The organism is Rhodococcus sp. IEGM 1318, from assembly GCF_033142465.1.
Classification (GTDB): domain Bacteria; phylum Actinomycetota; class Actinomycetes; order Mycobacteriales; family Mycobacteriaceae; genus Rhodococcus_F; species Rhodococcus_F qingshengii_B.
Map to the genome: position 1 here is coordinate 413,331 of NZ_JAWLSC010000002.1, position 12,646 is coordinate 425,976.

Here is a 12,646-nt window from a genome sequence, read left to right on the forward strand (position 1 = left end):
GTGCGAGTTGTCCTGGTCCCCGGTAGTACGACGTCCACGGGAGCTGTGACGGCAACTGTCCTACGGACCGATCCCGGTGGAACGCCGCTCGCCGATCCCGTCGAATACCCCGACCTGATCGCAGCGGTGCGCACCATCGAGGAAGCCGAGCACCCGCGGTGGGTGTGGCCGAGTACGGCGACCGTGTACCCACCGCTACTGCGGGCAGGCGTACGGGTTCAGCGGTGCCACGACATCTCCCTGACCCGCGCGATACTCGGAATGCGCGTCGGCAAACCGTCACCGCCTGCCGAGGAGTTCGACGACGATCGACTCGGACTCTTCGACACTGCACCCGTTCTCGATCCTCTCGCCGTCGCCACCGAATTCGCCGATCAGCGCGCAACCATCGGCACGGACGCTCGACTGGACTTGTTGATCGCAGCAGAATCGGCCGGCGCTCTCAGCGCCGCCGAGATGACGCACACGGGCCTGCCGTTCTCGACGCAGAAGCACCGCGAACTCCTCGAAGAACGACTGGGGCCGCGGCCGACGGGATACGACCTCCCCGCACGCATGCAGGAACTTGCCGCCCAGATCAGCGAGGTCTTCGGGCGCACCGTCAATCCTTCGTCTTCGGTGGAGATCACCGAGGCGTTCGGGCGTCAGGGCATCGAACTGCCGTCGACGCGCAAGTGGTTTCTGCAGGAAATCGATCATCCGGCGGTGCCGTTGCTCCTGCGTCACCGCGAACTCGCCAAGCTGTACAGCACCAACGGTTGGCAATGGATGGACAGTTGGGTGCGGGGCGATCGATTCCGCCCGATTTACGTTCCCGGTGGTGTCGTGTCCGGCAGGTGGGCGAGCCGGGGCGGCGGGGCCCTCCAGATTCCGAAGACCATGCGCTCGAGCGTCGTCGCCGATCCGGGCCACGTGTTCGTCGTCGCCGACGCCGGTCAGCTCGAGCCCCGAATTCTGGCCGCCATGTCCGGCGACCGCCGCATGATGGCCGCCGCCGGGGACGACGATCTGTACGCACTTGTTGGTGCCGAAGCCTTCGGCGGTGATCGCGCAAAAGCCAAGGTCGCAATCCTTGGAGTCCTGTACGGGGCGACGGCGGGTGAAGCCAAAGCACTGCTCATCTTGTTGAGGAAGCGATTCCCGGTCGCCGTCGAGTACGTCGAGCAAGCTGCCAAGGCAGGTGAGCGCGGCGAGGTGGTGAAGTCACTGCTCGGCCGGGCCTGTCCCCCACCGTCTCCCGACTTCTACTCCCACGGCGACGCTCACGCCCGCGGTCGTTTCACGCGGAACTTCGTCGTGCAGGCCACTGCGTCCGAGTGGGCGCTGTGCCTCCTGGCCGACCTCAGGCGCCGCCTCGCCGAAGATCCGGACGGTGAGTTGGTCTTCTTCCAGCACGACGAAGTGGTCGTGCATACGCGAAATCCCGAGTCAGGTACCGCCCACGTGCTGGCCGCTGCGGCTTCGGCAACTCGATTGTTGTTCGGCGACACAGTCGTCCGTTTTCCCATGGACGTCGCAGCCCGCGAGACGTACGGCAAAGGCACTTCGTAGCGTCGTCAATTCCACTCCAAGTGGTTCCACCGCGCCCGTATTGCGTGTTCTACTGGAAAACGTTGCTTTGTTGGTGCTGGTCGACTGCGTTCGAGGAGAACCATGACCAAGCTGGATACAACTGACGCAGAACGGAACGACAGCGGAGCGGTCAAACGCCGTCGACTGCCGGTCTTCACCGTGATCGCCCTTGCGATCTTCGCCTTCGTCGCAGGCGGATTCGGCGGTTCGTTCCAAGGAAAACTGGCCGAGGTTCAGAAGAACGACAACGCCTCATATCTTCCGAGTTCCGCAGAATCGACGATTGTCAGCAACCAATCCGCGAACTTCCTTGCCGTCGAGACGATCCCTGGTTTTGTTCTGTTCCATCGGGATTCGGCCCTTACCGAGGCAGACAAGTCTGCAATCAACTCGGCATACGGCGCTATTGCCGGGATCTCCGGAGTAGACGCCGACGGTATGCAGCCCACCCAGTACTCCGCAGACGGCACAACTGCGTCGATCTTCGTGCCACTCGTCGCCAAAGACGGTGATACATCCGTGGCAGGCGATGTCCTGGCGACCACCGAGCAGAACGTCATCGACGCCGCAAAACAAGCAGCTGGTGATGTCGAGGTACTCCCAGCCGGTCCAGGTGGGCTACTCGTTGCGTTCATCGACGCCTTTGCCGGTCTGGACGGAGCGCTCCTTGGCGCGGCACTCCTGGTCGTGGTCCTCATCCTGCTTGTCGTGTACCGATCGCCGGTGTTGTGGTTCTTCCCGCTGTTCTCCGCGCTCCTCGCAATCGGCTTGTCGTCGATGGTGATCTATTTTCTCGCGAAAGCCGAACTGCTCACGCTGACCGGACAATCTCAAGGCATCCTTTTCGTGTTGGTGATCGGTGCCGGTACCGACTACGCCCTACTCTTGATCTCTCGCTATCGCGAAGAACTGCACACGTATCCCAACCGCTTCGACGCGATGATCAAGGCCTGGCGCGAGTCTGCGCCGGCCATCACCGCTTCAGCTGTCACCGTAATTCTCGGTCTGCTCTGCCTGACGTTCTCTCAACTCAACTCCAACAAGAGCCTCGGACCCGTCGCCGCCATCGGGATCGCCTGCACCTATCTGATGATGATGACGTTCATGCCTGTCGCTCTGGCCGCCACCGGACGGTGGGTCTTCTGGCCGCGCAAGCCCAAGGTCGATCACGCCGCAGACCTTACGACGCACGGGATGTGGGGCAAGATCGCCGAGGCCGTCGGTAGCAAGGACCGCCCACTGTGGATCGGCGCCACAGTCTTGTTGATCATCCTGTTCGCGGCCGGGATCGGCAGTCTCAAAACCGATGGCCTGACATCCACCGAAAGCTTCACCAATCGTCCGGACGCTGTTGTCGGACAGGAACTCTACGACTCGAAGTTCGATCCCGGAGCGGGCGCACCGGCCGTAATCACCGCAAACGCCGACCAGGCCGACGCCGTCATCAAGGCAGCCAGCGGAGTCGAAGGTATCTCACAGGATCCCGGTGCCGTGTGCACCCAGGTAGACGTCGCGAAGGTCAGCGAGCTGATCAAGACCAACCCCGCTGCCGTCGCGCAAGCCGCCGCTGCGGGTTGCGCCCCTGCGGCTTTCACCGTTGCACCGATCGACGGCCGAACCATGATCAATGCAACCCTCGCCGACTCTTACGATTCGCCGCAGGCACTCGAAACTGTCAAGCGACTGCGGACTGCCGTCCACGACGTGCCCGGCGCCGACGCGCTCGTCGGAGGCAGCACGGCCACCACCCTCGATGTCCAGGCGGCCTCGGTCCGCGACAGAAACCTGATCATCCCGATCGTGTTGGTGGTGATCTTCCTGGTCTTGGCCGCTTTGCTCCGTGCTCTGCTGATCCCGGTGATTCTCATTGTCACCGTGGTGCTTTCCTTCGCGGCGACGCTCGGTGTGAGCGGATTCTTCTTCACACACGTATTCGGGTTCGCCGGGGCGGATCAATCGTTCCCACTGTTCGCCTTCGTGTTTCTGGTCGCTCTGGGTATCGACTACAACATCTTCCTGATGACCCGTGTGCGAGAGGAGACCGGAGAATTCGGCACCCGCGCAGGTGTCCTGCGCGGTCTTGCGGTCACCGGGGGTGTGATCACCTCAGCCGGAATCGTCTTGGCCGCAACATTTGCCGTACTGGGCATCCTGCCGCTGGTCTTCCTCGCCGAGATCGGATTTGCCGTGGCCTTCGGTGTGCTGCTCGATACGATCATCGTGCGCAGTGTCCTGGTGCCTGCGCTCTCTCACGACATCGGGAAACGTATATGGTGGCCGTCCGAACTGGCCCGCGCGAAAGATTGACCACTACAGAAACGCTTCCTTGGTCCACAGATGAAAGAGTGCGTACGCTCGCCAGGGTCGCCAGCGCTCGGACAACGCTGCGGCTTCTTTGCCCGACGAGACCCCCAACGCTCGCTTCAACACCAGATCGTCGGGTACGAAGGCGTCGCGATCACCGAGAATTCGAACAGTGAGATAGTCAGCGGTCCACGGTCCGATTCCCGGTAGCGCCAACAACTCTTGTCGAAATTGGACAGGATCCGCATCCCAGGAGAGATCGAGACCGTTCGCTGCCGCAGTTGCCAACGTGTGCACTGTTCTTGCGCGCACTGTGGTCAATCCGACGGCTTTCTGTATGTCCTCCGGCGATTGCGCTGCAACCGCGTCCGGATCAGGGAAGGCAAGAAACTCCCCTTCCACCGGCGCTCCGAATGCGCTGACAAAACGACCACCGAACGTCCTCGCTGCGGCGAGCGAAACCTGTTGCCCCAGAACGGTGAGCACTGCGGTCTCGAAACCGTCCACCGAGCCGAGCACCCGCAATCCTGGACGGGCGGCAACGAGTGGGGCCAACAACTCATCGCTACCGAACGCTGCTTCGACAGCAGTGTGATCGGCGTCGAGGTCGAGCCAACGACGCACGATCACCTCCAGCACTGCGGAATCCTCCGCCGGCACATCGGAATCCATGACGACACCGTCGTCTGTCCACGACACCGACACGACAACCGGGCCGGAAGGCAACGGTATGACTCTGGTGTGAACACCGTCGTCGTGACGCTCGAGGCCTGCGACGCAGTGAGCCCGCAGGGCACCGGTGAGCGGTTCGACTGCGTAGGGTGCCTGAAAGCGCAGCGTCACTGCGCTCACCGGCCGGCTTCCAGATCCAGCAGAATCGCTTTCAGTTCGGGGCCGCCGGCGTACTGCCCGAGGCTGCCGTCGCTGCGCACCACCCGGTGACACGGGACCACCAACGGCAGCGGGTTCTTTGCGCATGCGGTCCCCACGGCACGAACGGCACGTGGGCTACCCGACGCTGCTGCGACCACCGAATAGCTAGCGGTGTGGCCGTATTCGATCTCGGGGAGATGACGCAACACTTCGCGTCGGAACCCCTTCGCGAGTTGGAAGTCCAAGCGCAGATCGAATTCTCGACGCGCACCGGCAAAGTACTCGTCCAACTCGCGAGCGACAGTGTCCAGCCTGCGCGGGTAATGAAGCACACGGGGGCTGACGGTGTCCGCCAAACGTTCCAGAACGAGGTCGTGCCCTTGGACGGCAAAGGCAACCCGCACCAGGCCGACATCGGTCGCCGCGAGGAGCAGCTTTCCGACCGGCGAATCGACGGTTCGATATGCCACGTCGATCAATTCAGCTTCGGACGCCTGCGCAGCCAGGCGCGCCCGTAGGCGGATCATGGCGTCAGCGTCAACGGCTGGAAGCGCCTCGAACACATCGTTACTCATGAGTGACTCCCTTCCGCAGCGGTAGCGGACAAGTAGGTTCTTCGTAGTGTGGCGATACCGTCGGCACCCGCGCGTCTGGCGGCCGCCGGGGTGTTGCCGAGGATGTCCGCGATCTCTGCGTACGGCAGCCCACCCAGAAAGTGATAGGCGACTGCCGCACGTTGTTTGAGCGGTAGCTGTTCGAGTGCGTCCCAGAGTTCGTGATCCCACGTTCCGGGTACGCCGATTCGCGTCGGCAACTCCGGAACCTCGTCTGTGGGCACGGCCACGCGGGCGCGCACTCGGGTGATGTCGATTGCCTTGCGGTGCGCGATGGTCACCAGCCAGGCTTCGATGTTCGCGTCCGGGTTCAGATCCGGATATGCCCGCATCGCTGCGATGAACGTCTCGGACCACGCGTCCTCGGCGTCGACGGGACCGACCACCGCGCGGCAGACACGGAGGACCACTGCACCGTATTCGGTCACGACGTCTTCGAACAGTTTGAGTCTCACGATCGGTAGACGTTCCCGATCACCGAATTGTGAGCCGAGCGCATCAGAAGAGGACATCCGATTCGCCGCCGTGCTCGCGGTCGAGCAGGAACCGCTTGCGTTCGAGGCCGCCGGCGAAACCGGTCAGACTTCCGTCGCTACCGACCACACGATGACAGGGAACGATGATGCTGATCGGATTCTTGCCGTTTGCCGCGGCGGCGGCACGGATCGCAAGCGGGTTACCCAAAGTTTGCGCGAGCTCCATGTATGTCCAGGTTTCGCCGTACGGGATCGTTCGCAAGGTATCCCACACCCGCTTCTGGAACTCGGTACCCACGGGCGCCAGCGGCACGGAGAACTCCGTGCGATCACCCTCGAAGTACTCGGTGAGCTGCGATTCGACTTCACCGAAGACCGCCGCGGAACGATCACCGAACGTGGACTCGTCCGGCTTGTGGCGATGCTCCGCCATGTACAGCCCGCAGAGGTTCTCACCTGCCGCTACCAGCGTCAACGCCCCGATCGGCGAGTCGATCACGGTGTGCGTACGGATAGCCGTCATGTCTCGATCCTTCCAGGTTGCGCGGTGCAGCAGGCAGCGGGTGAATTGATTGTCCGCGCCGGCACCGACACCTCGAAGACGCCGCTGGCCTCGTGAATGTGAGATTTACCTGTACTTTGACGTCACATCAGGCAGTATCGAGGGATGGCTCTAGTTTTGCCCGGCAGCTCCACCGTCGTCCGCTCCGTCGGCGACGTGGTGCACTGGTCCCTGTCCACGGTCGCTTTTGCGGTCACCCTGCCCACTCGACTCGAGGCGCTCCTCTTCTCGGTCGAGAGGTTGGTGGCACGCATCAACCAGATCGCCGACAACGCCGACCGCGTCGTCATCGGAGCCGCCGCCGTGACCGTTCGAGCTGAGACGCTGGTCGAGGCCGTCGAACAGACCTCGGACATCGCGGGACAACTCCTCGAGATCTACGAGCCCATTGCGTTGCAGCTCGCGCCGCTGGCGGCCAGATTCGCCGACGACCTGTCCGAGGCGGAGGTCAGCGCCGCGATCAAACTGATCGACCAACTGCCGGAGCTCACCGACCGCGTGACCGCGGTGCTGCCCATCCTCGGAACCTTGGACTCCGTCTCGCCCGAGATCCACGAACTCCTCGGAGTGGTGAAGGACCTGCGTCAGGCGATCGTCGGAGTGCCCGGCTTCCACTTTTTCCGCAAGCGGGGCGAAGCCAAGCTGGATTGATCAGGCCGAGTAGCCGTTGGTTCCGGCTCGCGTCATGACGACCTTCGGAACCACTGCTCGAGACGAGAGCTTGAGCAGTCCGTCCACCAACTCCACGATGTCGTCGACCTTGATCATGGTCTCGGGTGTGATCCGATCGTGCGTCCACGCCGACATGTCCGTGTCGACGTAACCGGGAGCAATGGCCGTCGCGCTCACTCCGTTTCCGGATTCCTCGGCGTTGAGTGCTTCGACCATCGAAATGAGTGCGGCTTTGGTGGCTCCGTAGACGGCCAAGCCGCTCTCGGCATACACACCGGCCATCGAGGCGAGAGCGATCACCTTTGCTCCGCCGGCGAGGTCCGCGTCCGCCGCTGTACGCAGGAGCGGCAGCGACGCTTGCAATAGTGCGAACGGTGTCCGGAGATTGACGGCGACGGTCTTGTCGAAACGGCGCATCGGGTAATCCGCCACTCGCCCACTGGTTCCCACTCCGGCGTTGAGGACGAGGGCTCGCATGGAGCCGAATCGCTCGCCGTGCGTGGCTACGAGTGCTGCGGCGAAGTTCTCGTCCGCCATGTCGCCGGCCGAGACGACGACGTCCGGCGATCCGGCGCGCGTAAGTTCTTCGGCGACAACGGCGAGCCGTTCGGCATCACGTGCCGTGATGGTCAGCCCGTACCCTTGCGAAGCCAAGCGTGTTGCGATGCCGAGCCCGATTCCCTTGGAGGCGCCGGTGACCAGTGCTGATCGAGTCATTCGAATTTCCCTTGCAGTGCGTTGAGTCCGGCCGAGATCAGTTCCGGCACAGAAGATCCAGCCTTGTCGAATCCCCCGCCGACGGTGGCTCCTGCTCGGAATCGGTGATCGATGCCCTGCGCCACGACGGCGAGTTTGAAGAACCCGAGCGCCATGTAGAAGTTCCAATGCGCCAATTCACGACCCGAAACGGACGAATACCGTTGCGCCAGATCGACAACAGACGGTAGCGACGGGCTCGTCCACGCAGCAGGCTCACCCAGAACCAGATCCAGCGCGGGATGCCGATAGACGCACATCATCGCGATGTCCGCCAGCGGATCTCCCAGCGTCGACAGTTCCCAGTCCACCACTGCGGCAACCTTGGTGACGTCGTTCGCCGCGAGAATCGTGTTGTCGATCCGGTAGTCGCCGTGCACGATCGACGAAGCCGATTCAGCCGGAATCAATTCCGCGAGGCTCGACGCCAACCTGTCCACGTCTGCCGAGTCCTCGGTCTTGACGCGCGACCATTGACCGGCCCACAACTTCACCTGGCGGGCGACATAACCGTCGGGACGGCCGAGTTCGCCGAGACCCACGGCGTTGTAATCGACGTCGTGCAGGGCGGCCAGAACACGCACCAATTCGTCGATACACTGCGTGACCTGCTCTGCCGGAACAGCTTCCAGCTCGGTTTTGGTCCGGATCACCTGACCGGTGACGAACTCGACCACCGTGAACGACGCACCCATCACCGAGGCGTCCTCGCACAGCACGACGGTCGGCGCGACCGGTACTGCAGTGTTCTGCAACGCCGAGGTGATTCGAAACTCGCGCGCAACGTCGTGCGCCGACGGCGTGAGGCCGGCAGTGGGTGGGCGGCGCAGAATCCACTTCGAGTTGTCGTCGAAGATTCCGTACGTCAGGTTGGATTTGCCACCTGAAATCAGTTCGGCTCGCAACTCACCGCTGACAGTGACGCCTGCGGCTTGCAGATACTTGCGCAGTGCCGCGAGATCGAGTCCTGGAAAGTCCGTCACTTCGATTCCTCCCGCGCCGCGCGCTTCGCAGCTCCGACAACACGTTTCGCAATGGCCCAACGATGAACCTCGGACGGGCCGTCGTAGACGCGGAAGGGACGCACTTCGCGGGACAACCGTGCCAGCGGCAGATCACCGGACACGCCCATTCCGCCACACATCTGAATGGAGCGGTCGACGATCCGGAAGATCGCCTCGGCCGCATAGGTCTTGGCGATGGACGTCGCGTTGCTTGCGTGCCCGCCCTGATCGAGTTCGAAGCAGGCCTGCACCAGAAGTGCACGGCTGGCTGCGATGTCGATCTCGTTGTCGGCGACCATCTTCTGGATCATTCCGAGATCACCGAGTTTCGAGCCGAAGCCTTCGCGTTCGGCAACCCTGGCCACGGCGACGTCGTGGCCGCGGCGCGCTGCACCGAGCCAGCGCATCACGTGCGTCATGCGGGCGGGACCGAGGCGAACCTGGGCGTAGGCGAAACCCTGATCGACCTCACCGAGTACGGCCTCGTCGGGTACGAAGAGATCTTCGAACGTCACCTCGCAGTGCCCACCGATCATTGCCTTGTCGAGGGTGTCGATGTGTCGACCCACTACCAGGCCGGGAGTGTCCGTCGGCGCCAGGAACATGGTCGCTCCGCCGCGCTGCCCGGGCTCGCCGGACGTGCGCGCCATGATGATGAAGAACCCGGCGCCGTCGGCGCCGGTGATGAACCATTTCTTACCGTTGATCTTCCAGCCACCGGGGACTTTCTCGGCGCGGGTGTTCAAAGCCGAAGGATCGGATCCCGCTCCGGGCGCGGGTTCGGTCATGGCGAATGCCGACCGCATGTCCCCGCTTGCGAGCGGCGCGAGGAACTGCTGCTTCTGTGCTTCGTTCGCCACGTGGGCCAGCATGTGAACGTTGCCCTCGTCCGGCGCCGCGATGTTGAGCGCCGTCGGCCCGAAGAGCGAGTAGCCGGCTTCCTCGAAGACCGGCGCGCGATCACTCATGTTGAGCCCGTGTCCGCCGTACTCGATCGGCACATGCGGGGCGAAGACACCGGCTTCTTTGGCTGCCGACTGCATCTCGATGCGAATGGCATCGCCACCCGCTACGGCGATGTCACCGGCGTGTTCGTCTTCGATGGGGAGCACTACGTTGCGCGTGAAGTCGCGCGTCTTCTCGATCAGCGCCACCACCTCGGGCGCGTACGTCAGATCGATTGCCACCAGCCACCTCCGAAAGAACATCCCGACCGAGCGATCGCTCGGTATCAGCACTCTCGCACACGCCGATGCGTCGGGTCAACAATCTTCGAGCATCGCCTCGCCCTGATCGAGCCGGCCGGCAACGACCATGTCGCGGTACAGATCGTCCTTGTCCATGAGCTCCTCATGGTTGCCGATGTTGCGGATCCGACCGTCTTCCATGACCACGATCCAGTCGGCGTCACGCACCGTCGAGAGCCGGTGAGCGATAGTCACCACGGCCCCGGTGCGCGCCCGTTCGTTGATTGCGTCGACAATCGCGGCTTCTGTGAGCGTGTCGACCTGGGCAGTGGCTTCGTCGAGCAGAAGCAAAGCACTCGGCCGCAGAACTGCGCGCGCCATCGCGATCCGCTGACGTTGGCCACCCGACAGCGAAGTGGCCGTCAGAGCGGTGTCGAGTCCGTCGGGCAGGGCCTCGATCGCGTCGTCGAGCCGAAGCAAGCGCAGAACAGCCTGGACTTCTTCGTCCGTCGCGTCGGGATGACTGAAGACCACGTTCTCCCGAATCGTTCCGGGTACCACCGGCGTCTCCTGCTCCACGTACGCGAGACTCTCGCGCACAGCGCGGTGATCGAGCGCGTCGTAACCGACTCCACGCAGGAGAACTTCACCCGATCGCGGTTCGACAAATCGCAGCACAGTCGAGAGCAAGGTCGTCTTTCCGGCACCCGACGGGCCGACGATGGCCATGTGCCCACGCGTCGGAATAACCAGCGAGACATCGCGCAACGCCGGCTGGTTCGATCCGTGATAACTCACGGTGACGTCGCGCAACTCGATCAGCGGCGCGGCAGCGTTTGTTTTCGCGACCACGTCCACGACCTCGTCGTACTGCTCGGTGGGCAACGACTGCATCTCGCGAATCCGGATAGCTGCCGCGATTCCCGACTGAACGGAAGTCACGTTCTGCGCAAGCTCCGACACCGGCCCCATCAGGGTGAAGGCGTAGAGCAAAAACGCGATGAGCGTCGAGACTGCCATTTCGCCGTCGGCGACTCGCCAGGCACCGAAGCCCAGGATGGCAATGATCGATCCTTGAATGGCGGTCCACGCGACAGTCCACGCGGTTGCCGACACTCGAACCGCCGTGATCGCATGCTTTTTCGCATCGGACGCATTGTTCGTCACCAGAGCGCCGACGCGATCCTCGGCGAGGGAAACCTTGACCGTCCGGATCGCACGCAAGCCACCCTCGAGAACGCCGCCGAGCTGACCGAGCGATTCCTGGGTTCGCGCTTCGGCCGCGGAAATCCGGGGCATCAGAACGGCAAAGAGTATGGAGGCGAACACGATTGCCACCATGGTCACGCCTAACAACGGCAGATCCAGAACGCCCATCAGAACAATCGTTCCAATGGTCAACGCGGCTGCGTTCAGAATATTCACCGCGGCCGACGACGCCGCCTCCCTCAGCAGCAAGGTGTCCGACGTGACCCGGGTGACCAATTCACCCACGGATCGCGATTGCAGCGACGGCACAGTCGCAGCGAGGAATCGCCTCACCAGCGAAGACCTGGCGTCGAACACAACCTTCTCGGCTGCGGTTCCGAGAACGATCCACTGAGCACAGCCGAGCACAGCACCGACGACCAGAAGGACGACGAGCGTGAGGATCGGCCCCTTCAGCGACGCACCGGTATCGAGGGTGTCGAGAACCCACTTGGTGACCATGGGCGTTGCCAGCGTCGCCGCGGAGCCGCACAGCGCCAGTACCAATCCGAGCAGGAGCGACGGCAGATGCGGTCGAGCGAACTCCGAGAGGACGCGGAGATTGCTCCATTTCGGTGCGGGCTGAGAAGCGTCGGGTTCAAGCATGAATTTATGGAACACGAATGTTCCATAAAGGGCAAGAGAAATTCCGATTCGGAACACTGGATACCGAAACCGGACACGGCTACGCTTCGAATTCGTGACAACGATCCACAGCGCACCTGAACAAAGCGCGACCCGCGAGCGCACACGGAAGGCAATCCTCGATGCCGCCGTTTCGGTGTTCGCATCCAAGCCTGCCGCGACGCTCAGCGAGGTCGCTTCGGCCGCGAAGGTCGGCCGGACCACTTTGCACCGCTACTTTCCCGAACGGTCGGACTTGGTCGACGCAGTCGCGGCCGAGGCCACCCGCGCCGTCGGAGAGGCAGCAGCAGCAGCTCGACTCGGCGAGGGTACCGGAGCCGAAGCGCTGGTTCGCCTGTGCCATGAATACTTCGAACTGGCCGACCTTTTGACGGTCCTGCTCTTCACTCCCGGCGTGTATCAAGAAGATTCGTTTGCCGAGTCCGCGTCGAACGACGACGGAGTCACCGACGCCATCGAGCGCGGACACTCCGACGGTTCCATCGACCCCGACATGGGTTCGGACTGGGTGCAGAACCTGCTGTGGTCACTGATCTACACGTCGATGGACTACGTGAACCGCGGTTCCGGGACGCGCCTACAGGCCTTGGACTTGACGGTTCGCAGCCTCCGCCGCGGAATCGCCCCCGATCCCGCGGTCTAGGTTGTCGGCTGCTTGAACAGCGGCGCGCCGTTTGGTCACACCTAATTTTCGGTAGATCGAGCGAAGGTGAGTCTTCACTGTGGGATAGGC

Annotated in this window: 13 protein-coding genes; 4 read left to right on the forward strand and 9 right to left on the reverse strand. The window is 63.0% G+C overall.

Features of this window, described 5'->3' with window-relative positions:
* Together R4P65_RS06170 and R4P65_RS06175 are read left to right on the forward strand one after the other, a co-directional pair.
* A complete protein-coding gene (locus R4P65_RS06170; protein ID WP_113682604.1) occupies nt 1-1,551 on the forward strand; it encodes a bifunctional 3'-5' exonuclease/DNA polymerase in 1,551 nt (516 codons plus the stop codon).
* A 102-nt stretch (nt 1,552-1,653) separates the two neighbouring features.
* A complete protein-coding gene (locus tag R4P65_RS06175; protein ID WP_317825831.1) occupies nt 1,654-3,879 on the forward strand; it encodes an MMPL family transporter in 2,226 nt (741 codons plus the stop codon).
* A 3-nt stretch (nt 3,880-3,882) separates the two neighbouring features.
* On the opposite strand, the gene R4P65_RS06180 is transcribed toward R4P65_RS06175, so the two are convergent.
* From R4P65_RS06180 to R4P65_RS06195, 4 genes are read right to left on the reverse strand one after another with little or no spacing between them, the layout of a single operon-like run.
* Complete coding sequence (locus R4P65_RS06180; RefSeq protein ID WP_020970893.1) at nt 3,883-4,728, reverse strand: DNA-3-methyladenine glycosylase family protein; 846 nt, start codon at nt 4,726-4,728, stop codon at nt 3,883-3,885.
* Nucleotides 4,725-5,324: a methylated-DNA--[protein]-cysteine S-methyltransferase gene (locus tag R4P65_RS06185; protein WP_133727148.1), complete on the reverse strand. Its 600-nt coding sequence runs from the start codon at nt 5,322-5,324 to the stop codon at nt 4,725-4,727. The genes R4P65_RS06180 and R4P65_RS06185 overlap by 4 nt, the downstream gene beginning before the upstream one ends.
* Nucleotides 5,321-5,875 (reverse strand): sigma-70 family RNA polymerase sigma factor, encoded by a 555-nt coding sequence (locus R4P65_RS06190; protein WP_317825832.1) that lies wholly within the window; start codon nt 5,873-5,875, stop codon nt 5,321-5,323. The genes R4P65_RS06185 and R4P65_RS06190 overlap by 4 nt, the downstream gene beginning before the upstream one ends.
* Nucleotides 5,862-6,362, reverse strand: coding sequence for a methylated-DNA--[protein]-cysteine S-methyltransferase (locus tag R4P65_RS06195; protein ID WP_317825833.1), 501 nt, complete (start codon nt 6,360-6,362; stop codon nt 5,862-5,864). Before R4P65_RS06195 ends, R4P65_RS06190 begins: the two co-directional genes overlap by 14 nt.
* A gap of 144 nt (nt 6,363-6,506) precedes the next feature.
* Between R4P65_RS06195 and R4P65_RS06200 the strand changes: the two genes are divergently transcribed.
* Complete coding sequence (locus tag R4P65_RS06200; RefSeq protein ID WP_019745442.1) at nt 6,507-7,052, forward strand: hypothetical protein; 546 nt, start codon at nt 6,507-6,509, stop codon at nt 7,050-7,052.
* On the opposite strand, the gene R4P65_RS06205 is transcribed toward R4P65_RS06200, so the two are convergent.
* The 4 genes from R4P65_RS06205 to R4P65_RS06220 all read right to left on the reverse strand — a co-directional run bounded on the left by R4P65_RS06205 (nt 7,053) and on the right by R4P65_RS06220 (nt 11,874).
* Complete coding sequence (locus R4P65_RS06205) at nt 7,053-7,790, reverse strand: SDR family NAD(P)-dependent oxidoreductase (protein ID WP_020970896.1); 738 nt, start codon at nt 7,788-7,790, stop codon at nt 7,053-7,055. It lies immediately after the preceding gene.
* Nucleotides 7,787-8,812, reverse strand: coding sequence for a phosphotransferase family protein (locus R4P65_RS06210; protein WP_317825834.1), 1,026 nt, complete (start codon nt 8,810-8,812; stop codon nt 7,787-7,789). Before R4P65_RS06210 ends, R4P65_RS06205 begins: the two co-directional genes overlap by 4 nt.
* Entirely contained in the window at nt 8,809-10,020 is a 1,212-nt protein-coding gene (locus R4P65_RS06215; protein ID WP_317825835.1) for an acyl-CoA dehydrogenase family protein, read from the reverse strand. The genes R4P65_RS06210 and R4P65_RS06215 overlap by 4 nt, the downstream gene beginning before the upstream one ends.
* Nucleotides 10,021-10,095: 75 nt before the next feature.
* Nucleotides 10,096-11,874, reverse strand: coding sequence for an ABC transporter ATP-binding protein (locus tag R4P65_RS06220; RefSeq protein WP_317825836.1), 1,779 nt, complete (start codon nt 11,872-11,874; stop codon nt 10,096-10,098).
* A gap of 94 nt (nt 11,875-11,968) precedes the next feature.
* Between R4P65_RS06220 and R4P65_RS06225 the strand changes: the two genes are divergently transcribed.
* Complete coding sequence (locus tag R4P65_RS06225) at nt 11,969-12,556, forward strand: helix-turn-helix domain-containing protein (RefSeq protein WP_317825837.1); 588 nt, start codon at nt 11,969-11,971, stop codon at nt 12,554-12,556.
* Here the strand turns inward: R4P65_RS06225 and R4P65_RS33120 are convergent.
* Nucleotides 12,491-12,634, reverse strand: a complete 144-nt coding sequence (locus tag R4P65_RS33120) for a hypothetical protein (protein WP_411742515.1) — start codon at nt 12,632-12,634, stop codon at nt 12,491-12,493. The genes R4P65_RS06225 and R4P65_RS33120 overlap by 66 nt on opposite strands.
* Nucleotides 12,635-12,646: the final 12 nt, after the last annotated feature.